Annotated in this window: 28 protein-coding genes; 26 read left to right on the top strand and 2 right to left on the bottom strand. The window is 39.3% G+C overall.

The window, feature by feature from the left end:
* Positions 1-2: 2 nt before the first annotated feature.
* The 16 genes from FS486_RS13135 to murA all read left to right on the top strand — a co-directional run bounded on the left by FS486_RS13135 (position 3) and on the right by murA (position 14233).
* Positions 3-548 carry a TIGR01440 family protein gene (locus FS486_RS13135; protein WP_144512008.1) on the top strand — a complete coding sequence of 182 codons (546 nt, stop codon included), beginning with the start codon at positions 3-5 and terminating at the stop codon, positions 546-548.
* Between the two features lie 20 nt (positions 549-568).
* On the top strand, positions 569-1804 hold the full coding sequence (gene glyA, locus FS486_RS13130; protein ID WP_144512007.1) for a serine hydroxymethyltransferase: 1236 nt from the start codon (positions 569-571) through the stop codon (positions 1802-1804).
* A 109-nt stretch (positions 1805-1913) separates the two neighbouring features.
* Positions 1914-4100, top strand: a complete 2187-nt coding sequence (locus FS486_RS13125; RefSeq protein WP_144512006.1) for a bifunctional diguanylate cyclase/phosphodiesterase — start codon at positions 1914-1916, stop codon at positions 4098-4100.
* A 66-nt stretch (positions 4101-4166) separates the two neighbouring features.
* A complete protein-coding gene (upp, locus tag FS486_RS13120) occupies positions 4167-4796 on the top strand; it encodes a uracil phosphoribosyltransferase (protein WP_144512005.1) in 630 nt (209 codons plus the stop codon).
* Between the two features lie 279 nt (positions 4797-5075).
* Positions 5076-5294 (top strand): AtpZ/AtpI family protein, encoded by a 219-nt coding sequence (locus FS486_RS13115; protein WP_144512004.1) that lies wholly within the window; start codon positions 5076-5078, stop codon positions 5292-5294.
* Between the two features lie 6 nt (positions 5295-5300).
* On the top strand, positions 5301-5675 hold the full coding sequence (locus tag FS486_RS13110; RefSeq protein WP_144512003.1) for an ATP synthase subunit I: 375 nt from the start codon (positions 5301-5303) through the stop codon (positions 5673-5675).
* A gap of 26 nt (positions 5676-5701) precedes the next feature.
* Positions 5702-6412, top strand: a complete 711-nt coding sequence (atpB, locus tag FS486_RS13105) for a F0F1 ATP synthase subunit A (protein ID WP_144512002.1) — start codon at positions 5702-5704, stop codon at positions 6410-6412.
* A gap of 67 nt (positions 6413-6479) precedes the next feature.
* Positions 6480-6704 (top strand): F0F1 ATP synthase subunit C, encoded by a 225-nt coding sequence (atpE, locus tag FS486_RS13100; RefSeq protein ID WP_053590520.1) that lies wholly within the window; start codon positions 6480-6482, stop codon positions 6702-6704.
* A 128-nt stretch (positions 6705-6832) separates the two neighbouring features.
* Positions 6833-7357 (top strand): F0F1 ATP synthase subunit B, encoded by a 525-nt coding sequence (gene atpF / locus FS486_RS13095; RefSeq protein ID WP_144512001.1) that lies wholly within the window; start codon positions 6833-6835, stop codon positions 7355-7357.
* Entirely contained in the window at positions 7354-7890 is a 537-nt protein-coding gene (locus FS486_RS13090) for a F0F1 ATP synthase subunit delta (protein ID WP_144512000.1), read from the top strand. The genes atpF and FS486_RS13090 overlap by 4 nt, the downstream gene beginning before the upstream one ends.
* A 27-nt stretch (positions 7891-7917) precedes the next feature.
* The gene (gene atpA / locus FS486_RS13085) at positions 7918-9426 is read left to right on the top strand and encodes a F0F1 ATP synthase subunit alpha (RefSeq protein WP_144511999.1); all 1509 of its coding nucleotides are present in this window, start codon (positions 7918-7920) and stop codon (positions 9424-9426) included.
* Between the two features lie 45 nt (positions 9427-9471).
* On the top strand, positions 9472-10332 hold the full coding sequence (atpG, locus tag FS486_RS13080; protein ID WP_144511998.1) for an ATP synthase F1 subunit gamma: 861 nt from the start codon (positions 9472-9474) through the stop codon (positions 10330-10332).
* A 35-nt stretch (positions 10333-10367) separates the two neighbouring features.
* Positions 10368-11783, top strand: a complete 1416-nt coding sequence (gene atpD, locus FS486_RS13075) for a F0F1 ATP synthase subunit beta (protein ID WP_144511997.1) — start codon at positions 10368-10370, stop codon at positions 11781-11783.
* A gap of 24 nt (positions 11784-11807) precedes the next feature.
* Entirely contained in the window at positions 11808-12212 is a 405-nt protein-coding gene (locus FS486_RS13070; protein ID WP_144511996.1) for a F0F1 ATP synthase subunit epsilon, read from the top strand.
* A 163-nt stretch (positions 12213-12375) separates the two neighbouring features.
* Positions 12376-12612, top strand: a complete 237-nt coding sequence (locus tag FS486_RS13065) for a DUF1146 family protein (RefSeq protein WP_144511995.1) — start codon at positions 12376-12378, stop codon at positions 12610-12612.
* 325 nt (positions 12613-12937) lie between these two features.
* The gene (murA, locus tag FS486_RS13060) at positions 12938-14233 is read left to right on the top strand and encodes a UDP-N-acetylglucosamine 1-carboxyvinyltransferase (RefSeq protein WP_144511994.1); all 1296 of its coding nucleotides are present in this window, start codon (positions 12938-12940) and stop codon (positions 14231-14233) included.
* 1054 nt (positions 14234-15287) lie between these two features.
* Here murA and FS486_RS13055 read toward each other — a convergent pair.
* Entirely contained in the window at positions 15288-16235 is a 948-nt protein-coding gene (locus FS486_RS13055; RefSeq protein WP_144511993.1) for a nuclease-related domain-containing protein, read from the bottom strand.
* 199 nt (positions 16236-16434) lie between these two features.
* Between FS486_RS13055 and spoIID the strand changes: the two genes are divergently transcribed.
* The 9 genes from spoIID (at position 16435) to FS486_RS13010 (ending at position 24381) form a co-directional block, all read left to right on the top strand.
* Positions 16435-17376 carry a stage II sporulation protein D gene (spoIID, locus tag FS486_RS13050; protein WP_144511992.1) on the top strand — a complete coding sequence of 314 codons (942 nt, stop codon included), beginning with the start codon at positions 16435-16437 and terminating at the stop codon, positions 17374-17376.
* Positions 17377-17406: 30 nt separating this feature from the next.
* Positions 17407-18069, top strand: a complete 663-nt coding sequence (locus FS486_RS13045) for a M23 family metallopeptidase (protein ID WP_144511991.1) — start codon at positions 17407-17409, stop codon at positions 18067-18069.
* A 214-nt stretch (positions 18070-18283) separates the two neighbouring features.
* A complete protein-coding gene (locus FS486_RS13040) occupies positions 18284-18559 on the top strand; it encodes a sporulation transcriptional regulator SpoIIID (RefSeq protein WP_093267914.1) in 276 nt (91 codons plus the stop codon).
* Positions 18560-20318: 1759 nt separating this feature from the next.
* Positions 20319-21311, top strand: a complete 993-nt coding sequence (gene mreB / locus FS486_RS13035) for a rod shape-determining protein (protein ID WP_144511990.1) — start codon at positions 20319-20321, stop codon at positions 21309-21311.
* A 75-nt stretch (positions 21312-21386) separates the two neighbouring features.
* Positions 21387-22226 (top strand): flagellar hook-basal body protein, encoded by an 840-nt coding sequence (locus tag FS486_RS13030; RefSeq protein WP_144511989.1) that lies wholly within the window; start codon positions 21387-21389, stop codon positions 22224-22226.
* Between the two features lie 21 nt (positions 22227-22247).
* Entirely contained in the window at positions 22248-23087 is an 840-nt protein-coding gene (locus tag FS486_RS13025) for a flagellar hook-basal body protein (protein WP_144511988.1), read from the top strand.
* Between the two features lie 24 nt (positions 23088-23111).
* A complete protein-coding gene (locus tag FS486_RS13020; protein ID WP_144511987.1) occupies positions 23112-23378 on the top strand; it encodes a DNA-directed RNA polymerase subunit beta in 267 nt (88 codons plus the stop codon).
* A 12-nt stretch (positions 23379-23390) separates the two neighbouring features.
* Positions 23391-23831, top strand: a complete 441-nt coding sequence (gene fabZ, locus FS486_RS13015; RefSeq protein ID WP_144511986.1) for a 3-hydroxyacyl-ACP dehydratase FabZ — start codon at positions 23391-23393, stop codon at positions 23829-23831.
* 154 nt (positions 23832-23985) lie between these two features.
* On the top strand, positions 23986-24381 hold the full coding sequence (locus FS486_RS13010; RefSeq protein WP_144511985.1) for a hypothetical protein: 396 nt from the start codon (positions 23986-23988) through the stop codon (positions 24379-24381).
* Between the two features lie 45 nt (positions 24382-24426).
* Here FS486_RS13010 and FS486_RS13005 read toward each other — a convergent pair whose 3' ends face one another.
* Entirely contained in the window at positions 24427-24855 is a 429-nt protein-coding gene (locus tag FS486_RS13005; protein ID WP_144511984.1) for a YwpF family protein, read from the bottom strand.
* 248 nt (positions 24856-25103) lie between these two features.
* Between FS486_RS13005 and FS486_RS13000 the strand changes: the two genes are divergently transcribed.
* The gene (locus FS486_RS13000; protein ID WP_222122595.1) at positions 25104-25481 is read left to right on the top strand and encodes a single-stranded DNA-binding protein; all 378 of its coding nucleotides are present in this window, start codon (positions 25104-25106) and stop codon (positions 25479-25481) included.
* The last annotated feature ends 42 nt before the right edge of the window (positions 25482-25523 follow it).

Here is a 25523-nt window from a genome sequence, read left to right as displayed (position 1 = left end):
AGATGGAAGCAAAAAGTTTGTGGAAAAAACAAATAGACCAGCTTCTCCTGGAAGTGGAGCAGCAAATTGACTTACACGAGGATGATCTCTTTGTCATTGGCTGTTCAACCTCAGAAATAATAGGTGAGAAAATTGGAACTGCCGGTGGTTTAGAAGTGGCAGAGGCGTTATTCGAACCACTCCAAGCATTTGCACAGCGCAATAAAGTACATTTGGCTTTCCAAGGCTGCGAACATATAAATCGCGCTCTTACAATGGAAAGAAAAACGCAAAAGCTTTATCGATTACCGGAAGTTTCGGTTGTTCCAGTTGTTCGCGCAGGCGGCTCTATGTCCGCTTTTGCGTACACTCAATTTCAAGACCCAGTCGTAGTCGAGCATGTTCAAGCACATGCAGGCATTGATATAGGACAAACCCTTATTGGTATGCAGCTTCAACCTGTAGCTGTGCCGATTCGCGTGTCCATAAAACAAATTGGGGGAGCAGTCGTTACGATTGCTAGAACGCGTCCGAAGTTAATAGGCGGAGAACGTGCATTTTACGGATGATATTAGAGGAGGAACTTAAAGTGGAGAAAATTTTATCACAAGATCCAGCAGTGTACGAAGCTATGCTGGCGGAGAAAAAGCGTCAACAGGCAAATATTGAGTTAATCGCATCAGAAAACTTCGTATCAGAAGCAGTTATGGAGGCACAAGGATCCGTACTGACAAATAAATATGCTGAAGGCTATCCAGGTAAACGTTACTATGGTGGCTGTGAGTATGTAGATGTAGTAGAAAATATTGCTCGCGATCGTTTGAAAGAAATTTTTGGAGCGGAACATGCCAACGTGCAACCACACTCAGGTTCACAAGCAAATATGGCTGTTTACATGACAGCTTTACAACCTGGAGACACAATCTTAGGGATGAATTTGTCACATGGTGGGCATTTAACGCATGGTTCCCCTGTAAACTTTAGTGGTATCCAATATAATTTTATCGATTATGGAGTAGACAAAGAAAACGAGACAATCGATTATGAGGACGTTCGTGCAAAAGCATTAGAACATAAACCGAAAATGATTGTTGCTGGGGCAAGTGCATATTCTCGTACAATTGACTTCGCAAAATTCCGTGAAATCGCAGATGAAGTAGGCGCTTACCTATTTGTTGATATGGCTCATATCGCAGGTTTAGTTGCTGCAGGTCTTCATCCGAACCCGGTTCCACACGCACATTTTGTTACTTCAACGACACATAAAACGTTACGTGGACCACGTGGTGGATTGATCTTAACTACAGAAGAGTTCGCAAAGAAAATTGATAAAACCATTTTCCCAGGTATTCAAGGCGGTCCATTAATGCATGTTATCGCTGCAAAAGCAGTAGCATTTGGCGAGGCGCAACAACCTGAATTTAAAGAATACCAAGCGCAAGTGATCGCAAATGCGAAAGTCCTAGCTGATAGTTTAGTGGCAGAAGGTCTTCGCATCGTATCTGGTGGAACGGATAACCATGTGATGCTTGTTGACGTATCGGCAATTGATTTAACAGGTAAAGTTGCAGAGCATGTGTTAGATGAGGTTGGAATTACAGTAAACAAAAATACAATTCCTTTTGAAACGCAAAGTCCATTTATTACTTCTGGTGTTCGTCTAGGAACTCCAGCAGTAACTTCTCGTGGATTTAAAGAAAAAGAAATGAAAGAAATTGCCTCTATTATTGCGAAGCTTTTGAAAAACCATGAGGATGCAGAAGTGATGAAAGAAGCGAAAGAAAGAGTCGCAGCTTTAACTACTAAATATCCTTTGTATAACTAATAGAATAATTGACCGGTAAGCTACCTTTTTATTATTGAAGGTAGCTTATTTTTATATGTATGATTAAAATATAAGATAAAAGTACTTAGATTGGAGGTAGGATAGAACTATGGAAAGTTCAAAGAAAATAGATAAGGAAGACCTATTTGCATGGTTATGTCGTATCGGAATGCAATTTAACGCTGGTTTTATCATTTTAGATCCGAACAAATCAAATGAACCGATTGTTTTTGCAAATGAGGCATTTCAGCATATAACTGGTTATACGGAGAAAGAGCTACTTGGCCAAAGTATACATATATTGAAAGGAAAAGGAACTTCTTTAGAAACTGTATTGCAAGTAGAAGAAAGTTTAAAAAAAGATACAATTGCTAAAGCAGAAATACTTAATTATAAAAAGGATGGGACTCCATTTTGGAATAATATCGTCGTTCAAGCTTTGCATGATGATAACGGGCAGCATATCTACAATATAGCTATAGGCAATGACACGACAAAAGAAAAACAACAAGAAACAATTATTCATTTACACCAACAAATATATGCAGGTATTGAAAAAGGGTATCCATTACATCAACTATTACAAAAGATTTGTGATATAACAGAAACCTTTTTCCCTGAAGGTGCAATGTGCACTATATTACAACTTCTAGAAGGAAGGTTGATGGTTGGTGCGGCAAACTCACTACCGACGGAACTGAGCGAAACCGTTAACGGACTGCCAATCGGGCCGAATATGGGTTCGTGTGGAACTGCTGCCTATTTAAAGCAGAACATAGTGGTAGAAGACATAGGTCGCTCTAAATATTGGGAAGCCGAATTGGATGTGATGTATAAGCATCATATTAAAGCTTGCTGGAGCTTTCCTGTATTGGATCTAGAGCATCAAGTGGTGGCAACGTTTGGAATATATTTTACAGAAAAAAGGAAACCGAGCGAACTAGAGTTGGAATTCATACGTAAAATAACTCCATTAGTATTATTAGCATTTCAAAATGCCAAAAACCAAGAAAAAATAATGAATCTTGCATATGTCGACCAAATATCTGGACTGACAAATTTAAATTACTTTTTTGAGCAGTTTGAAGAAATAATGGACGATAAAACAACCGGATTTGTACTATTGATGCAACCCTCAGAATATGCAAATATTGTAGACTCCTTCGGGAAAAGTCAATTAGCATCTTTACTTAGCCAATTGAATAAGCGTATTCAAGAAGCATTGCCAGACATAGAAATGGTTATTTCGAAAGATTCGGAAGCGGCACTAATTATCGTTGGGAAAAGTGCAGAACATGATATTCCCCATCATATGGATAAGCTATTGCAAACGACAAAAGATCCTTTTATATTACGTGAAATGGAGTTATTTATTTCACTTAGTATAGGAGTTGTATCGCTTAGTAAATATAGTGGAAGTGTGGAGGATATAGTAAGGCTAGCAGATGTGGCGCTTAGTCGATCTAAAAGGCAAGCTGGGAATTCTGTTGTATTATATGAAGAAAAATATGGGATTGAAATTCAGCAGAAGATGAATACACAAAATGAGCTAGTACATGCTATTAATGAAGGAGAAATATACGCCTATTTACAGCCTAAAGTGAATTTGCAGACGGGCAAGATAGAAAGTTTTGAAGCATTGGCTAGATGGACCTCTCCAAAGCTAGGACAAGTTTCCCCAGACGTCTTTATCGAAGCAGCAGAGTCTATTGGTAAAATTCAAGATGTCGACATGCTCATATTGGAGCAAATACTCTGTTGGATGCAATCAAGACAAAAACAAGGATTGCCTGTATACGAGGTTTCGGTTAATATTTCCTCTATCCATTTTTATAGTCCAAATTTTGTTGAGACTTTGGCAAAGCGAGTGACGGATTTTGGAATAGAGCCAAAGTATATACGACTTGAATTGACAGAAAGCATAGGCTTGTATGATTTAAAGATTGCAAAGCAAATTTTGAATGATTTACAAAACTTAGGCTTTGAAAGTTCTGTAGATGATTTTGGTATAGGGTTCTCTTCTTTGAGTTATATACATGAGCTACCTGTCACGGAGATTAAAGTGGATAGAAGTTTCATCAACAATGTCCAAAAAAACGGAACTAATGCTGTTATTCAAACAATTATACAATTGGCGAAGAATATGGGATTGATCGTTGTAGCTGAAGGAATAGAAACAGAAGAGCAATTGGAAGTGCTAAAAGAACTTCAATGTCCAATTGGTCAAGGATTTTATTTTTACAAACCCATGGCGATAGAACAAATAGACGCAATATTAAAAACGCAGGATTGCTAGTATCCACCCTGCGTTTTTTGTTATAATTAATAGAATTGCAAATAAAACCACAAAGGAGACAAAATTATGCCAAAAATTTTTGTATTTGATCATCCCCTCATTCAACACAAACTCACATATATCCGCAATATTGAAACGGGAACAAAGGAATTCCGTGAACTTGTAGATGAAGTGGCTACCCTTATGGCGTTTGAAATTACAAGAGACTTGCCATTAGAAGATACTATAGTAGAAACTCCTGTTCAAAAAACAAAATCGAAAGTATTGGCAGGGAAGAAAATAGGGATTGTCCCTATATTACGTGCTGGAATTGGTATGATTGACGGCATTTTAAAGCTAATTCCTGCTGCAAAAGTTGGACATATCGGGCTATACAGAGATCCAGAAACGCTACAACCGATTGAATATTATGTGAAGCTTCCAGCAGATGTAGCTGAACGAGATTTCATCTTAGTGGATCCCATGCTAGCAACAGGTGGCTCTGCAATAGAAGCTGTCAACTCACTTAAAAAGCGAGGAGCAACAAGCATTAAATTCATGTGTCTAATCGCAGCTCCAGAAGGGGTAGAAGCTTTACAAAAAGCTCATCCGGACGTGGATATTTATATAGCGGCACTAGACGAAAAACTAAATGATCATGGATATATTGTTCCAGGTCTTGGTGATGCTGGGGATCGTTTATTCGGAACAAAGTAATTTATTAAGTATATTCAACTGAGGATTTGCTCAAAGGAATCGTAGAAAAATAATGATAAATTTGCGAATACTTTGAGCATTTCTATAAATTTGTCGATAAGATGTCAAATTGAATGTATTTGTGAAGAATTTCACTGTTTCCAATTGACATCATTTTGGCCCTATTGTATGCTTACAAAGGATGTAATGATAGGGTTTTCATACTCACAACACTTGTTACATCAACTTTCTACTAGATTCGCAGTTTTTACTTAATAAGGAAAACATGAGGATTCTTTTATGCGTCAGTCAAGACGTCCGTTACAAGGGATTGCATTCTATTCAGCGATTCTCTCACAGCTTGTAGGTTCTATTTTAATAGGTATATTCACAGGAATGTGGATAGATAAAACCTATGGAACCACTCCAGTTTTTTTAGTAATATGTCTACTACTCGGTCTATTGGTCGGTGTAATAGCGCTTATTGCTACCATTCGAAAATATGATTCAGGAGACTAAAGAACAATGCTAGAAATGCAACGTATTTTTACGAAGCAGAAGAAATACATATTTTTTTTGCTCGCAGTATATGCGCTGGGTTGGGGATTCACCCCCTATTCGACAATTTTCGCAGGCTTAGCACTAGGTTCTTTATTTGGTCTGTATAATTTCTGGATTTTAACGCGTAGAATGGAGAAATTTGATCGAGTGTTGTCTGGTGAAAAAGGACGAGCAGGTTTAGGTACAGCATTCCGATTTGCATCTGGTATTGCAGCCGTTGCTATTGCACTTGCCCTTCCAAAGTATATTCATCTTATCAGCACAGTTATCGGTTTAATGATTCCCTATGTTCTACTTGTTGTAGAACGTATTATGTTTCATGCAAAAAATCAGAAATGAGTACGTGAAAGAGAGGTGAACAAATCGTGGAACATGCAAATCCCACTTTTGAGCTATTCGGCATGTATGGTAACTGGTCAAACATTTTAATGCTAGCGGTTACTACACTCATTGTATTTTTGATCGCTTTTATTGCGACAAGAAACTTGAAAATGAAGCCAACTGGTATGCAGAATTTCATGGAGTGGATTATGGACTTCGTGAAAGGCATTATTAAAAGTAACTTCGACTGGAAAACTGGTGGACGATTCCATATTCTTGGGATTACCTTAATCATGTTTATCGCAGTAGCGAACGTGTTAGGTCTTCCATTTTCTATTTCGTATGATGGAGTGCTTTGGTGGAAATCCCCAACAGCAGATCCGACAGTAACAATGACACTTGCAGTAATGATTCTTCTATTAACGCACTATTACGGTATTAAAATGAAAGGTCTGAAAGAATATGGTAAGGACTTCTTGAAGCCACTTCCATTCTTGCTACCTTTGAAAATTATTGAAGAGTTCGCAAATACGTTGACACTCGGTCTTCGTCTTTACGGTAACATTTATGCAGGGGAAGTTCTACTAGGACTACTTGCAGGCTTAGCAACATCTGGTGCATTTGGCTTTATTGGGGCAATTATCCCAGCAATGGCATGGCAAGGCTTCTCCCTATTCATAGGTGGAATCCAAGCATTCATTTTCGTTATGTTAACAATGGTTTATATGTCACATAAAGTGTCATCAGACCATTAATATAACTGTTTAGATCCATAAACAGAAATAAATAAAAACAAACACATTTCAAGGAGGAAATTACACAATGGTAGGTTCAGTTGGTCTTTTAGCAGCAGCTATAGCAATCGGTTTAGGTGCACTTGGTGCAGGTATTGGTAACGGTTTAATCGTTTCAAAAACAGTAGAAGGTATCGCTCGTCAACCAGAAGCACGCGGAGCTTTACAAACAGTTATGTTCATCGGGGTAGCATTAGTTGAGGCGATTCCAATCATCGCTGCAGTTATCGCGTTCATCGTATTAAACAAATAATAAACATAGACAAGTCTATAATGGCGGAAACTTATCCGCCATTCTCTTTATGAATTAGAAAACAATGAATGATATTTACATTATAGAAGCAATATCTCTTAATAGCGTTTGAAAGGAGTGAAACAATCGTGTCTTTTGATTACCTTATCCTTGGTGCTAGTGGCCATGATGGATTAAACATTTGGGATATTATCGCTACATTATTCTTCTTCATACTACTTATGGTTCTTTTGAAGAAAGTAGCATGGGGTCCACTTATGGGGATTATGACTCAACGTGAAGAGTTGATCGCGAGTGAAATCGAAGCAGCTGAAAACAGCCGTCAGGAATCACAGCGTTTACTTGAAGAACAACGTGACTTACTTAAAGAAGCACGTACGGAAGCATTAGCGATTGTAGAAAATGCGAAGAAACAAGGCGAAGTATCTCGTGAAGAAATTATCACGACTGCACGCACGGAAGCTGCGCGTTTGAAAGAATCTGCTATCCGCGAAATCGATACAGAAAAAGAAAGAGCGATTGCAGCAGTACGAGAAGAAGTAGTTTCACTTTCAGTACTTGCAGCGTCGAAAGTTCTTGAAAAAGAAGTTTCGGAAGAAGATAATCGTGCGCTAATCGAGGCAACGATTGCGAAGGCAGGCGAAGTTAATTGAGTAACTCAACTGCAGCAAAAAGATACGCAATCGCTTTATTCGAACTAGCACAGCAAAAAAACGAACTTCAATCAGTAGAAAACGATTTACGTGAGCTTAAAGTTGTCTGGAATGGCAACAAAGACGTAAAAACATTATTTACTTCACCAAAGCTTTCATTAGCAAAGAAAAAAGAATTGATTCGTGAAATTTTCACAAACGCTAATCCAATCGTCGTTAATACGCTTTTAGTACTCATCGATAAAAAAAGATTAGATGAAGTTTCCAACATCATTTCTGAATTTATGGCACTTTCGAACGAAGCACAAGGTATAGCGGACGCGAAAGTATATACTACTCGTGAATTAACAGAACAAGAGCGTGCAAACGTCTCTACTGAATTCGCGAAAAATGTAGGCAAACAATCTTTACGTATTCAAAACATTGTAGATCCATCAATTATTGGTGGAATGCGTGTTCAAATCGGAAACCGCATTTACGATAGCAGTCTTAGCACTAAGCTAGATCGTTTAAAACGTAATTTGATCGGTTAATATTATGAATTTTGAGAGGTGACATACATGAGCATCAAAGCTGAAGAAATCAGTGTCTTGATTAAACAGCAGATTGAGAACTATGAATCTGAGATGAAAGTTAGCGATGTTGGTACAGTTATCAAAATTGGTGACGGTATTGCCCTTGCTCATGGCCTCGACAACGTCATGGCTGGAGAACTTTTAGAATTCTCAACTGGTGTACTAGGTATGGCACAAAACTTGGAAGCGAACAACGTTGGTATCGTTATCCTTGGACCATACACTGACATCAAAGAAGGCGATGAAGTACGTCGAACTGGCCGTATTATGGAAGTTCCTGTTGGTAAAGAATTGATTGGCCGCGTTGTCAATCCACTTGGCCAACCAGTTGACGGACTAGGTCCTATAGCAACTACAAAAACTCGTCCAATCGAAAGTCCTGCACAAGGGGTTATGGCACGTAAATCTGTACATGAACCACTTCAAACAGGTATTAAAGCGATTGACGCACTTGTTCCTATCGGACGTGGTCAACGTGAGTTAATCATCGGTGACCGTCAAACAGGTAAAACGACTGTTGCGATTGATACAATTCTTAACCAAGCAGACCAAGATATGATCTGTGTTTACGTTGCAATCGGTCAAAAAGAATCGACTGTGCGTAATGTTGTAGAAACACTTCGTAAAAAAGGTGCTCTAGACTATACAATCGTTGTTACTGCATCTGCATCTCAACCAGCTCCATTATTATACTTAGCTCCTTATGCGGGTGTAACAATGGCAGAAGAATTTATGTTCGAAGGCAAGCATGTCCTAATCGTTTATGATGATTTATCTAAACAAGCAGCCGCTTACCGTGAGCTTTCATTACTTCTTCGCCGTCCTCCAGGTCGTGAAGCATACCCAGGGGATGTATTCTACTTACACAGCCGTTTATTAGAGCGTGCTGCAAAGTTAAATGAAACACTTGGTGCAGGTTCAATCACTGCATTACCGTTCGTTGAAACACAAGCTGGAGATATCTCTGCTTATATTCCAACAAACGTGATTTCTATTACAGATGGTCAGATCTTCTTACAATCAGATCTATTCTTCTCGGGCGTACGTCCAGCAATCAACGCTGGTTTATCTGTATCTCGTGTAGGTGGTTCTGCTCAAATTAAAGCAATGAAAAAAGTTGCGGGTACACTTCGTCTAGACTTAGCTGCATACCGTGAACTAGAAGCATTCTCTCAATTTGGATCAGATCTTGACGCTGCAACTCAAGCAAAACTTAACCGTGGTATGAGAACAGTAGAAGTATTAAAACAAGACTTGAATAACCCGCTTAAAGTGGAAAAACAAGTTATGATTTTATATGCGCTTACTCGTGGCCATTTAGATGATATTCCAGTAAAAGATGTTACTCGCTTTGAAGCGGAGCTTAATAGCTGGTTAGATTCAAACCACACAAACGTTTTAGATCATATTCGTACGACTAAAGATCTTCCTTCAGATGAAGATATGTCAAATGCAATCAATGCATTTAAAAAGACTTTCGCTAAATCTGAATAATTCTAAAGTCTAAGTGAAAAAAAACGATAAGGTGGTGAAATACCAGTGGCATCATTACGCGACATTAAAAGTAAAATTACGTCAACAAAGAAAACAAGTCAAATTACCAAAGCTATGCAAATGGTTTCTGCTTCTAAATTAAATCGTGCGGAGGAAAATGCGAAAGCATACGTTCCTTACATGTCGAAAATTCAAGAAGTAGTTGGTGCAATTGCAACAGGAACGAGCGACGGAGCACATCCAATGTTAACTTCTCGTCCTGTGAAAAAGACAGCATATCTTGTTATTACTGCGGATCGTGGCTTAGCTGGGGCGTATAATAGTAATATTATCCGTGCAGCAGCAAATAGCATAGCAGAGCGACATTCTTCAAAAGATGAGTATGTGATCTTTGCAATTGGTCGTATGGGACGTGACTTCTTCGCAAAACGTGGTTCGAATGTAATCGGAGAAGTAATAGGTTTACCAGATCAACCTGCTTTTTCTGATATTAAAGAAATAGCGCGCAGAGCTGTTGGTATGTTCACAGATGGTACATATGATGAACTTTATATGTACTATAACCACTTTGTCAGTGCCATCTCTAGTGAAGTAACAGAGAAAAAGGTACTGCCACTTACGGATATTGCAGTAGAAACAGGCTCAACTGCTTCTTATGAATTCGATCCTTCAGCCGAAGCGATTTTAGAAGTATTGCTTCCGCAATATGCAGAAAGCCTAATTTTTGGTGCATTACTCGATGGTAAAGCAAGTGAACATGCTATGCGTATGTCTGCGATGAAATCCGCGACAGACAACGCAACTGATTTAATTGGTAACTTAACATTAGTTTATAACCGAGCACGACAAGCAGCAATTACGCAAGAAATTACGGAAATTGTTGGCGGTGCAGCGGCATTAGAATAGTCTAGGAAAGAACAGTAAGACAGGAGGGAACAGTAGTGAACAAAGGACAAGTACTACAAGTAATGGGTCCAGTTGTTGACGTTAAGTTCGACAACGGCCAATTACCAGCTATCTATAATGCATTAACTGTAGCGATTGAACGTCCAAACGAAGCGCCTACTACATTAACATTAGAAGTAGCTTTACACTTAGGAGATGACTCTGTTCGTACTATTGCTATGGCGTCTACTGACGGTCTTAAGCGTGGTACAGAAGTAATAGATGCTGGTGCAGCAATTTCTGTTCCAGTTGGTGACGTTACATTAGGACGTGTATTCAACGTTCTAGGTGAAGTTATTGACTTAGGAGAAGAAATCTCTGTAAATGATCGTCGTGATCCTATTCACCGTCAAGCACCAACGTTTGAAAATCTTTCAACAGAGGTTGAAATTCTTGAAACAGGTATCAAAGTAGTAGACTTACTAGCTCCATATATTAAAGGTGGTAAGATCGGTCTATTTGGTGGTGCCGGCGTAGGGAAAACAGTTCTTATCCAAGAACTTATTAACAATATCGCACAAGAACACGGTGGTATCTCGGTATTCGCAGGTGTTGGAGAGCGTACGCGTGAAGGAAATGACTTATTCCACGAGATGAGCGATTCTGGCGTTATTAAGAAAACAGCAATGGTATTCGGTCAAATGAATGAGCCACCTGGTGCACGTATGCGTGTAGCATTAACTGGTCTTACAATGGCAGAATATTTCCGTGATGAACAAGGTGCAGACGTACTTTTATTCATCGATAACATTTTCCGTTTCACTCAAGCAGGTTCGGAAGTATCAGCTCTTTTAGGTCGTATGCCTTCAGCTGCTGGTTACCAACCAACACTTGCTACTGAAATGGGTCAATTACAAGAGCGTATCACGTCTACTAACACTGGTTCTGTTACATCTATCCAAGCGATTTATGTACCAGCCGATGACTATACGGATCCGGCTCCAGCAACAACATTCGCTCACTTAGATGCAACAACAAACTTAGAGCGTAAATTATCTGAGATGGGTATTTACCCAGCGGTGGATCCTTTAGCTTCTTCTTCTCGTGCGCTTTCACCAGAAATCGTAGGACAAGAGCATTATGAAGTGGCACGTCAAGTGCAATACACTTTACAACGTTATAGAGAGTTACAAGATATCATTGCAATCTTAGGTATGGATGAATTAGGAGATGAAGACAAGTTAACGGTTAACCGAGCTCGTCGTATTCAGTTCTACCTATCTCAAAACTTCCATGTTGCAGAACAATTTACAGGCCAAAAAGGTTCATACGTTCCAGTTAAAGAAACGGTTCAAGGATTTAAACAAATTCTTGAAGGTCAATATGACCATCTTCCAGAAGATGCATTCCGTTTAGTTGGACGCATCGAAGAAGTTGTTGAAAAAGCGAAAAGCATGGGCGTAGAAGTATAATAAATCGGACCAGGAGGTAAAAATATGAAGACACTTACAGTCAATATTGTCACTCCCGACGGCCCGGTATACGATTCTCAAGTCGACATGATCATCGCTAAAACAGCATCCGGTGAAATCGGTATTTTACCTGGCCATATTCCCACGGTTGCTCCACTTGTTATTGGTGCAGTTAAACTGAAAAAAGATGGAAAATCCGAGTACGTAGCAGTAAACGGAGGATTTGTAGAGGTGCGTCCTGAAAAGGTTTCAATTCTTACACAATCAGCCGAAATTGCTTCAAATATCGATGTAGCTCGTGCAAAAGAATCGATGAGACGTGCAGAAGAACGTCTTCAAAGTAAAGTAGATGCAACCGACTTTAGTCGTGCTGAACTTTCTTTGAAACGTGCAATGAATCGTATCAACGTTTATGAGGGTAACATTTAATCTTATTTAGCAGATTAAGGCCTCGGGTGGATGTCACAAATTTTGTATAGTGCTTGCATAATGCAAAATCCGCCAAGGCGAATTTGATTTTTAAAGGTTATGGAACGGGCAGAATTAGTTCTGCCCGTTTTTTCTTTAACTGATGAAAATGGAGGGAAACGAAATGGGTTTATTAAATAGCCAGCAAGCAGTACTTGCGATTTTAGCAAATGTTTTTTTTATCGGAATTTCCTTTTATGCATTACAGGCACTTATGCTGGACAGAATAATTAAAAAGAATCATGTGTTTAAAGCACAGCTTTTTTATATTTTGGCAAGTATAATGATTGGTTCTTCCGTAGCAAACTTTTTCTTGAATTTAACTGCATGGTCTGATCAACTGCAATATCTATTTAATTAAATGAGATCCTATATGCTCATGCAAATAATGGACAAGTTTGTATGAGCATGTAGAATCTCCCCATATTTCCTGGGAAATATATTGTCGAAAAGGTTTATGTGAAAGTACATGGGGTACTTTAAAATTATCTACACGAAAAGACTGGGTATTACGTATAATAGAACAAGAAAATATACTGAATTAGACTTTGTGAAAATAGTGTTTTTGATGCTTGTATATAGTCGAATTACGTTGTATGATGAATATTGTTTTGAATACCTAAATATGACATCATACATATTTCTTTTATATAAAGCAAATGGATAATGAACGCGGAGGGAACGAAGTGGATAAAATCGTGGTTAAAGGTGGCCAAACGTTAAAAGGGAAAGTTCGAGTAGAAGGCGCTAAAAATGCAGTCCTACCCGTGCTTGCAGCAGCGTTACTTGCAACTAAAGGAAAAAACGTTATTAAAGATGTGCCAACACTTGCGGATGTTTTAACGATAAACGAAGTGTTGAAAAGCCTAAATACAGAAGTAGTATATTGCCCCGAAAAAAACGAAGTAATCATTGATTCACAAAAAAGACTTTCAAGCGAGGCTCAATTTGAGTATGTACGCAAAATGCGTGCTTCTATACTTGTTATGGGTCCAATTTTGGCACGCAATGGATTTGCCCGTGTTGCATTGCCTGGTGGCTGTGCAATAGGCTCACGTCCGATTGACCAGCATTTAAAAGGTTTTGAAGCTATGGGCGCAGAAATTTCCTTCGGCCACGGTTTTGTGGAAGCAAAAACTGTTGGTCGCTTGCAAGGTGCAAAAATTTACTTAGACGTACCGAGCGTTGGAGCTACCGAAAACATTATGACAGCCGCAGCTCTTGCAGAAGGTACTACAGTTATTGAAAATGCTGCTAAAGAACCAGAAATTGTCGATTTAGCTAACTTTATAAATGAAATGGGAGGAAATGTTCGAGGTGCTGGTACAGACACGATTCGTATCGAAGGGGTAACAGAACTTTATGGTACTGAACATCATATTATCCCTGACCGTATTGAAGCCGGTACTTTCATGGTAGCTGCAGCTATTACAAAAGGTGATGTAGTTATCGAAAACGCTGTACCTGAACATATGACTGCCTTAATTTCTAAATTGCAAGAAATGGGCGTTGAAATTACTGAAGAAGGAAACGGTCTGCGCATTAAATCGACAGGTGATTTGAAATCTGTTGATATTAAAACAATGCCGCACCCTGGTTTTCCAACAGATATGCAGTCACAAATGATGGCCTTAATGATGACTGCCCATGGCACAGGAATCATTACTGAAACCGTTTTTGAAAATCGTTTCATGCATGTCGAAGAATTCCGCCGCATGAATGGTAATATGAAAATCGAAGGACGTTCCGTAATCATGGAATCGCCATCCAAGCTACAAGGCGCTGAAGTGGGAGCAACTGACCTACGTGCTGCAGCCGCATTAATCATTGCTGGTCTAGTCGCTGAAGGCATAACTCGAGTTACCGAACTATATCACCTAGATCGCGGTTACGTGGACTTCGACAAGAAGCTTGCTGCCCTAGGTGCAGACATCGAACGCATCGGAACAGAGAGCTCCGAAAAAGCAATGCAATTCGTATAATACTATATGTAAAGCACTGTGCATGTATTCATCATGCACAGTGCTTTTTTACGTTAGTTGCGATTATGGCAGATTTGGTTGCTCTCATGCCTAAACTGGTCGCTCTCCCTGGAGAACTGGTTGCTTTCGGAAACGAATTGGTCGCTCTCGAAGGTAAACTGATCTCGTTCAGCCATTTACTGGTTGATTTTTGGGTTATAGTAGCGAATTTTTGCCGATTTGAAGCTGGGAAGGAGATTTGGTTGCTCTCAATAGGAAACAGGTTGCTCTCCTAGCTAAACTGGTCGCTCTCCCCGGCGAACTGGTCGCTTTCGGGAACGAATTGGTCGCTCTCAAAGGTAAACTGGTCTCGTTCAGCCATTTACTGGTTGATTTTTGGGTTATAGCGAATTTTGCTGATTTGAAGCTAGGAAGGAGAACTGGTTGCTTTCGGGAACTATTTGGTTGCTCTCATCGCTAAACTGGTCGCTCTCGCCGGAAAACTGGTTGCTTTCGGAAACGAATTGGTAGCTCTCGAAGGTGAATTGGTCTCGTACAGCCATTTACTGGTTGATTTTTGGATTATAGCAGCGAATTTAGCTGATTTGAAGCTGGGAAGGAAACTTGGTTGCTCTCGTGCCTAAACTGGTCGCTCTCCCTGGAGAACTGGTTGCTTTCGGGAACGAATTGGTCGCTCTCGAAGGTAAATTGGTCTCGTACAGCCATTTACTGGTTGATTTTTGGATTATAGTAGCGAATTTAGCTGATTTGATGCTGGGAAGGAAATTTGGTTGCTCTCAATAGGAAACAGGTTGCTCTCGAAGGTAAACTGGTCTCGTACAGCCATTTACTGGTTGATTTTTGGATTATAGTAGCGAATTTTGTCGATTTGAAGCTGGGAAGGAGATTTGGTTGCTCTCAATAGGAAACAGGTTGCTCCCCTAGCTAAACTGGTCGCTCTCGGGAACGAATTGGTTGCTCTCGAAGGTAAACTGGTCTCGTACAGCCATTTACTGGTTGATTTTATGTCTCGTAGTTGTATGGGTTCTTTATTTGTCGTTAGCCAAACCACTAACTATTTATGAAAAGGCATGCTGTATTTTCTGTTTCGAGATTGTCCAGATTTCATTAGCATGGAGTTTCTTAGTATTCTCGTAGCTTCGTGTTTATTGTTTAACTTTAAGAATTGTTGGCAATCTTGGTTGGTCATCGTGTTCTTAAATACAAGAAAGTAATCCTTTAGAGCATTTTCATGTGCGGTACGATGATAAACTTTGCATCTTGGGCAAAACCAGTTTCGACTTAATTTTTTCATACCAATTAAGCCACAATGTATGCATTCTACTCCTCCCCGAATAGAAGTAGGATCAATCCCGTAGTGTTTGGTTATAGGAAATGATTGAAAATCAGTATTTGCTTTTAGAAGAAAATCTTTGACGTGTTCGAGTTGGGTATCAGTTAGCATACGAGGACCTATTTGTATATTACGTAAATAGGATTTGATTCCTCTTCGGAATAATATCGTTTTATTTTTAGGAGGCACTTTTATAATGCTTGATGAAAAGGCGAAGACGATAGCACCATAGATAGGAAGTGGTATATTATTTGTTTGAAATACATGCTTTAATTGATATTCATAATCTTCCACTTGAAGAATTGGATTATCAAAGGAACTGATTTCTTTGGAGGGAAGTGTTCTTATTAGTTGTTGGTCTGTAAACATAATCTCCCCTTTAATATTTTTCACTTCGAAGATTAGTGCATAGTAGGGGGTGATTATGAGTATATCCATTTGGAAAAGAGATTCGTTGTAGATGGATATATTATGAAAAGCATAGAATTTATACGGCAAAGTCAGTTGTTCGACTACTTTCATCACAACTTCCTCGCCAATGTCTCCAGCAACTTTTTGATAGTGATCCTCTTGAATCGTTGAAAATTTGGAATGGTCTCTAGGTATACGTTTATATAGTGCATGCAGTGCTTCTGCGTAAAGAGACGTCGTATACTTTTTTACAATCATTTTCTCACCTCACATATAGCGTAGCATAGTTTGAGTGATACATAGAAATCGCCAAAATCATATTCTATATTCGTATTTTGCACTAAGTTCGTTTAAGATTTGTATTTTGCTACGAAATAGTAGATCAAAAATCGATTTTGCTATAATGGAAATTTTTTTGTTCGTAATTAGAAACGTTTCCGTCGCATATAGTCTTCCTATGAAACAAAATATTATCTTATTTATCCTTTGCATTGGTCTCTTGATGTTACCTTTTTTATTAATCAAAGAAAAAAATGAAGCAAAGCCTGCACCAGATGTTGAGCAATCACTCGAAATAGACTGCCCGATACTAATAGAGGTGAAAGGGGTAAAAGAAAAGATTCCTCTTGAAACATACGTATTAGGGGTTGTCGCCGCGGAAATGCCTGTTACATTTCATGAAGAAGCTTTAAAGGCGCAATCTATTGCTGCAAGGACGTATGTGCTAAGAGAAACCAATTACGGGAAAAAGTCGATCGATAAAACGGTGCAAAAGCAAGTGTACGTGACAGAAGAGGAGCGTAAGAAAAAATGGGGGGCTTCTTTTGCTCAGTATGAGGAAAAACTCCAAAAAGTTATTGCATCTACAGAGGGGCAAATTATCGTTTACAATGATCAACTGATCACTGCGATGTTCTTTTCATCGAGCAATGGACAGACAGAAAGTGCAGAAAACTATAGTGGTAACGCAATTCCTTATTTAGTTTCGGTACCAAGTCAGGCGGAAGAACTTTATGCACCAAGTATTAAAAAACAATTTGAGTTTACGAGTAAAGAATGGGCAAAAGCTTTTGGAATAAAGTGGTCTGGTAATATATCAACTAACTTTAAAGTTACGAAGACAGATACAAACCGAGTGAAGATGATTGAAATGAGTGGCAAAACGTGGACAGGCAGAGAAGTACGGACATTACTTGGACTTCCATCAACTGATTTCACCGTAACCTTCCAGAGTGATAAAGTGGTAGTAGATACAGTTGGATACGGGCATGGGGTAGGGATGAGTCAATATGGTGCAGAAGTGTTGGCAAATGATTCTGTAGGGGCTCACGATATTTTGTTGCACTACTATAAAGGGACTGAAATAAAAAGTTTTTCATCATGTTTAAAATCTCCTTGAATTGCCAACAATGCAAGTGAGGTGATGAAAATGAGAGAAGAACAATCGAACAAGCCTTCTCAGAAGAAGAATACCAATCCGAAAAAGCCATGGTTTTGGCCACTAGTATATGTTGGTTTTTCGGTAGCGTTTGTAGGAATGATTTGGGGTTACAATGTGTATGTCAACAAAGATTCAGCAGGGGATTCGGAATGGGCTGATGTTGGTGGTAAAACCGATAAAGTAAAAATCGAAACGAACGCCCAAGCAGAATCCATGAAGTATCCTTTCAAAGAGGCAATGCTAGATAATGTGGAGATCGTACAACATTATTACGACATGGAAGCGGATGAAACAACTCGCGAGAAATCATTGCTTGTATTCAATCAAACTTACGTAGCAAGCACTGGTGTATCATTATCCATGAATAGCGAACCTTTCGAAGTGGTAGCTGCAATGAGTGGAAAAGTGGAAGAAGTTAATTTAGACCCATTTGTAGGGGATGAAATCGTCTTATCCCATGCAGATGGCAAGCAAACAAAATACCGTTCTGTCACTAACATTCTAGTAAAAGTTGGAGACGAGGTAGAGCAAGGTCAGGCACTTGCGACTGCATCTGAAAATGAATGGAATCCAACTGCTGGAGTACATCTGCAATTTGAAGTTCTTGAAAACGGAGTACTTGTTAACCCGGAATCATTACTAGCTTTTTAAGTGATACTTTTTACAAATAACTATCCAGACTTTAGCGCCTAGCCGCCCGGGGTCAAATGGGAAATCACTGCAGTGGCAAAAAGAAGCTACTTCGTCATTTCCCCTTTGTCTGTCGAGGGTGATATAGGCGTTTTCTCATTTTTGGATTCATAATCGCTTTGGCATATGCATAAAGTGATGGAAAGTGTTCCTTTACTAACGAAAGGAAGAGTTAGTGCACGAAACTATTCGTCATAGATGCATACGTTTAGGTGAAATGGTTATCGAAACAAAAAAGACTGTCCGTGCCATCGCGAGCACAACCGGTCATTCCAAAAGTACCGTACACAAGGACTTAACGGAAAGACTCCATTTAGTAGATCCGCAGCTAGCAAAAGAAGTCAAAGAAATTCTTGCATACCATAAATCGGTCAGGCATTTGCGAGGTGGAGAGGCAACGAAACGAAAATGGAAGACAAAAAAGGAAGATAGAAAAGGTCGTGATTTGTAACAAATCACGCCTTTTTCTTATTTGTGGGAATCGCTCTCGATATGTAGTTGTAGTCCATTGGAGAAAGGATATTCTTGGTTAGTTCGACTCCAGATTGATCTCGTTCATCCGTTTATTTGAAAAAATCAAGCATAAAGAAGAGCTACTTCGGAATTGGTTGCTCTTATGGGAAATCTGGTTGCGCTCAGCCAGGAGTTGGTTGCGTTCACTTAGTATTTGGTTGCGCTCAATCCCAAATTGGTCTCGCCCAGCCATTTATTTGAAAAAATCAAGCATAAAGATAAGCTACTTCGGAGTTGGTTGCTCTCATGGGAAATCTGGTTGCGCTTAGCCGGGAGCTGGTTGCGTTCACCTAGCATTTGGTTGCGCTCAATCCCAAATTGGTCTCGCCCAGCCATTTATTTGAATAAATTCAGCATAAAGAAGAGCTACTTCGGAATTGGTTGCTCTCATGGGAAATCTGGTTGCGCTCAGGTAAGAACAGGTTGCGTTCACCTAGCATTTGGTTGCGTTCGACCCCAAATTGGTCTCGTTCAGCCATTTATTTGAAAAAATCAAGCATATAAAGTAGCTTCTTCAGAATTGGTTGCTCTCATGGGAAATCTGGTTGCGCTTAGCCAGGAGCTGGTTGCGTTCACCTAGTATTTGATTGCGCTCAATCACAAATTGGTCTCGTTCAGCCATTTATTTGAAAAAATCAAGCATAAAGAAGAGCTACTTCGGAATTGGTTGCTCTCATGGGAAATCTGGTTGCGCTCAGGCAAGAGTTGGTTGCGTTCACTTAGTATTTGGTTGCGCTCAATCCCAAATTGGTCTCGCTCATCCATTTATTTGAAAAAATCAAGCATATAAAGTAGCTTCTTCAGAATTGGTTGCTCTTATGGGAAATCTGATTGTTCCCAGGCAAGAACTGGTTGCGTTCACCTAGTATTTGGTTGCGCTCAATCCCAAATTGGTCTCGCCCAGCCATTTATTTGAAAAAATCAAGCATATAAAGTAGCTTCTTCAGAATTGGTTGCGTTCACCTAGTATTTGGTTGCGCTCAATCCCAAATTGGTCTCGCACAGCCATTTATTTGAAAAAATCAAGCATATAAAGTAGCTTCTTCGGAATTGGTTGCTCTCATGAGAAATCTGGTTGCGCTTAGCCAGGAGCTGGTTGCGTTCACCTAGTATTTGATTGCGCTCAATCCCAAATTGGTCTCGCACAGCCATTTATTTGAAAAAATCAAGCATATAAAGTAGCTACTTCGGAATTGGTTGCTCTCATGGGAAAACTGGTTGCGCTTAGCCAGGAGCTGGTTGCGTTCACCTAGTATTTGATTGCGCTCAATCCCAAATTGGTCTCGTTCAGCCATTTATTTGAAAAAATCAAGCATAAAGAAGAGCTACTTCGGAATTGGTTGCTCTCATGGGAAATCTGGTTGCGCTCAGCCAGGAGTTGGTTGCGTTCACTTAGTATTTGGTTGCGCTCAGCCGGGAGTTGGTTGCGTTCACCTAGTATTTGGTTGCGCTCAATCCCAAATTGGTCTCGCCCAGCCATTTATTTGAAAAAGTCAAGTATAAAGAAGAACTACTTCGGAATTGGTTGCTCTCAACTTCTCTCTACCCAAATCACCTATAGTGCGCACCAACAATTTCTGCATATTACGTTTCTAAAAAAAGTGTATTTCTGACAAAACTATGATAAAATTATAAGTTAGAGACATATCGAAAAATACATATAAAAAGGTTTTAACAGGGAAGGAGAAACACTGTTAATGTTTGCGAAGGATATAGGGATAGATTTAGGTACGGCAAACGTACTTATTCATGTAAAAGGAAAAGGGATTGTTCTAAATGAACCTTCCGTTGTAGCTATAGATAAGAGTACAAAAAAAGTGCTTGCAGTGGGCGAGGAAGCGCGTCAAATGGTTGGGAGAACTCCAGGTAATATTGTGGCAATTAGACCTCTTAAAGACGGTGTAATTGCAGATTTTGATGTGACTGAAGCAATGCTCAAGCATTTTATAAATAAATTAAACGTAAAAGGATTTTTGTCCAAGCCTCGCATATTAATTTGTTGTCCAACAAACATTACTAGTGTAGAGCAAAAAGCGATACGTGAAGCTGCAGAAAAATCTGGAGGGAAAAAAATATACTTAGAAGAAGAACCGAAAGTGGCTGCAATCGGCGCTGGTATGGATATATTCCAACCTAGCGGTAATATGGTTGTGGATATCGGTGGCGGTACTACAGATGTTGCAGTGCTTTCGATGGGAGATATAGTAACTTCCGAATCGATTAAGATTGCAGGGGATGTATTTGATAACGATATTCTTCAATATATTAAAAAAGAGTACAAGCTTTTAATAGGTGAACGTACAGCAGAAAATATTAAAATAGAGATTGGTACAGTATTCCCAGATAGCCGTAAGGAAGAAATGGATATCCGCGGACGGGACATGGTAACCGGACTTCCTAGAACTATAACTATCCATTCAGAAGAAATAGAAAAGGCACTTCGTGAATCCGTTTCGGTTATCGTTCAAGCTGCCAAAAATGTACTAGAAAAAACACCACCGGAATTATCTGCCGACATTATCGACAGAGGAGTGATTATTACGGGCGGGGGAGCACTTTTACACGGCATGGATCATCTACTGATGGAAGAATTGAAAGTACCGGTATTTATTGCGGAAGCACCTATGGATTGTGTAGCAATTGGCACGGGAATTATGTTAGATAATATCGACAAAATATCAAGAAGATAAATGACGCTGGATAGTAAAAAGTATAGCTATGGGCAACAGTGGCTATAGTTGCAAAAATAGAGTGGAGGCTTTCACATGTTTCGTGGATTTCATACAGTCGCATCAGGAATGATTGCGCAACAGCGAAGAACCGAGTTACTAACGAATAATATGGCAAATGCAAATACACCAGGATACAAGGCAGATCAATCGACGATTCGTTCTTTTCCTGATATGCTCATGTCTCGACTAGGACCTACTAAAATACCGACAGAAAATCCTATCCATGGCAAGTATGGAGCGGAAGTTGGGGCACTTAGTACGGGTGTGTATATGCAAGAAACGATTGCATTATTAACACAAGGCCAATTGCAGCAAACCGAGTTAAATACGGATATTGCTTTAGTCGATGGCACGCTTCCTGTTGATCCGGAAACTGGTCAAACAGGCGCTGTATTTTATCGTTTGGAACATCCGGTAGAAGGTGAAGCATACACGCGCAACGGTAACTTTACGCTGGATCCAGCAGGCTTTCTGACAAATCCACAAGGGCTATACGTACTGGATGCAGGAGGACAACGAATTCAATTACAGAATGATGATTTTCGAGTAGCAGAAGACGGTCAAATTTTTGTAAATGACGCTTCCGTTGCAAGAATCGGTGTTTCTTTTGCAGCACAGCCTGATACATTAAAAAAACAAGATAACGGTTTGTTTCAAACTGCCGATGGTGCAAATCTACCCTCTGCTTATAATGCGGCAAATGTCAGCTTTGCTTTTCAGCAAGGATATATTGAAGGGTCAAACGTTGATTCTGCTAGAACGATGACCGATCTTTTAACAGCATATCGTGCCTTTGAAGCAAATCAAAAAGTACTGCAAGCATACGATCAAAGTATGCAAAAAGCAGTGAATGAAGTAGGACGCGTGAACTAAAACGAAAGGAGGTCCATGTAAATGTTACGTACGATGATAACTGCAACAAACACGATGTCACAGTTGCAAAGCCAATTAGATATAATCGGAAACAATCTTTCTAACTCCAATACACATGGCTATAAAACGAAAGATGTAAAGTTTCAGGAGTTACTTTATCAACAATATAAAAACGATAAATTGGATACAGTTGAGCGACAATCCCCAACAGGAATTCGCTACGGTGTAGGTGCTTCTTTAGCACAGGCGCAAATGAACTGGAAACAAGGAAGCTTGCAATCTACTGATCGTGATCTAGATTTTGCTTTTCAAGAACCGAAGCAATATTTTAATGTCATCATGCCAGATGGTGAAAATGGTCAACAAACAGCCTATACACGCCAAGGTGCATTTTACGTATCACCACTGGAGAATGGATCACTAATGCTAGTAAATGGGGATGGCTATCCTATAGCGGATTCTTCCGGCCAAGCAATAACAATACCAGAAAATGTTTCAAGTTTTTCGGTAAATGAAACAGGAGTTCTTTCTGCGACGTATCCAGACGGCACTACTGTTCAACGAGAACTAGCGGTATCCGTTCTACAAAAGCCACAGTTGATGGAACAGATTTCGTCCACATATATCGCAATGCCTGATAATTTAGCTGAACTCGGGGTGAATGCACAAGATGTGATGAAGGACCTCCAAGGTGCAGAACGCGGGGAAGTCGCTTTGACGAACCAGGTGCTTGAAATGTCAAATGTCGATATTTCTAAGGAAATGACCGATTTGATGACTGCACAAAAGTCTTATCAATTTAATGCACGTTCAATTACCATTGCAGACCAAATGATGGGTCTCATTAATGGAATTCGATAATCATTCCCGTAAGGAGTTAAGTTTATGACAGAAGAAGTAAAAATCTCTGGCAGACGGCAGCGACGATTAGAACAAGAACAAAGTAAAACAACGGAATCTAAAAAAACATATTGGGTACAAATTCGTATGTTCCCTATTTGGCTGCGTATAATACTATGTATCGTCCTGTTCGCTGGAGCAGCTGCAGCAGGACTTATGGTAGGATACGGGGTTTTAGGGGATGGCTCTCCAAAAGATGCACTTAAATGGGAAACTTACCAACATATTTTAGATATAAAAGATGGTAAATAGGAGGATGATTCCATGTTAACAAACGAACAGGTACAAGCACTTTTACCACATCGTTATCCTTTCTTAATGATTGATCGTATTTTGGAATTAGAAGAAGGAAAACGAGCAGTAGGATTGAAAAATGTAACGATCAATGAGCAATTTTTTAATGGCCATTTCCCTGGATATCCAATAATGCCTGGCGTGTTGATTGTAGAAGCCCTTGCGCAAGTTGGAGCAGTAGCTGTGTTACAAATTCCTGAAAATAAAGGAAGACTTGCTTTCTTTACTGGAATCGATAACTGCCGCTTCAAACGCCAAGTTAAGCCAGGTGATCAACTGCGTTTAGAAGTGGAATTGACAAAATTACGAGGACCAATGGGGAAAGGGCATGGCATAGCTACAGTTGATGGAGAAATAGTTTGTGAAACAGACATCCTTTTTGCATTAGGACCAGTTGTAGAGAATGCGTAATTGATTATTAGTATTCCTTTATTCACTTAAAATTATTCTTTTATGAAATGTAAAAACAGGCAAGTTTGCCATGGGATAGTTCCTTCTTTTCTGAACAACCTATCGTAAGTCACAGAAATGTGATGAAGATAATCCAGAGAGGAGGAATTTTTTAATGCTAAAAAAAGCCGTACCAGTAGTGGCAATGTGTTCAGTTTTATTAGTCGGTTGTAATATGAACAAGGATGTACCGAATAATAACGAAACCCCAATGGGAGAAGTTCGAGACGATGTGGACAAAATTGTCCCAAATCCGGAGGTCAATACACCGTCACCATCAACCCAAAATGGTAATGATAATTACAACAATAATTTTGACAACGATGGTAATAACGGCGGGATAAATGGAACACATAACGGTATTAATGATGTGCAACCAAATGTCAAAGACGAAACTGTTCCAAATGCCAATAATGATGCATTTCCACAACCGAATACTGGCAATGAAGTGATACAAGATTCAACTACAACAAACAACGGCATTATGAATAAGGACAAAAACAACAAATAATAAAAAAGCTGATTCCAAAATGAATTATTTTGGAGTCAGCTTTTTTTATTGATCTCTTTTCAAAGTCGGTCTTGTCTTCATATCATGTTCGAACTTTGCTAGAAGTTCTTCTCCGGTTAAACCATCCTCAATTAAATCAGCGAGTAACGATTCTGCGTATTGTCTTCGAGCGCGTTGTAATGTCCCACGCAGTAATACAGATAAATGCTCTCCAATTTGCTTGACGGAATAGGTTGCTACCTCAAAGTGGGCAGGTTCGTTTTCTGGGTAAGAAATGACAACCTTTGCTTTAAATAATTCGCCGGAAGCTTTTAATTCTGTAAAAAATGCTTCATACTTTTGATCGATAAATAATTCTAAAATCCATGATCTGCTTGTATTTTCTTGGTTGATGACAATTCCATCTTCCAAGGCAATGGGTGTTTGCTTATTATCACGAATTAAATCTACGGAAATCATTTTAAATGTTTTCATCTGCAATCCACCTTTTAAGGATTAGTTAATACTAATTATAGCATAGCGATTCAATGAAAAAAATAATTGTGAAAATGCTAAAATTGAATTTTTAACTTTTGGTGCATGCGATATTAATGGACTTGTTAGGAATTATGGCTTTTAAAACATTGTTTTGGTGAATAAAAACAGCTAAAAATGAAATTGCTGACTTTTGCCAACAATTTAAGATACCAGTATGATGGTGCCAAGAGAGAGAAGGAGGTGACATGGTGAACACAGTTTCGATAATCGGACGAATGACAAAAACCCCACAGCTCAAGTATTTATCAGAAGGGAGAGTGCAAACGAGCTTCGTCGTTGCTGTAAATAAGAGTTATAAAAATGATGAAGCAGATTTTGTGTTATGTTCCATATGGGGGAAAATTGCCGAAACAACGGTCAAGTATTGTGGGAAAGGCTCACTTGTTGGGATATCAGGTAGGCTAAATACTCGATCATATGAAAATGGCGAAGGAACCAGAGTGTTTGTAACGGAAGTAGTTGTGGAGGACATCCGATTTTTAGCGACAAAGAAACGAGACGTGGAAGAAGTAAAAAAAGAAGAAACAGATTTCGAATTTCCATCAAATAAACTTCCAGTATAAATTTTGAATGACCGCAAAGTTCAAAATGAGAATCAAGAGAGG

The organism is Bacillus sp. FJAT-22090 (assembly GCF_007676755.1).
Lineage (GTDB): Bacteria > Bacillota > Bacilli > Bacillales_A > Planococcaceae > Psychrobacillus.
The sequence above is the reverse complement of the archived record's forward strand: the minus strand, read 5'-3'. Positions and strand labels throughout refer to the sequence as shown.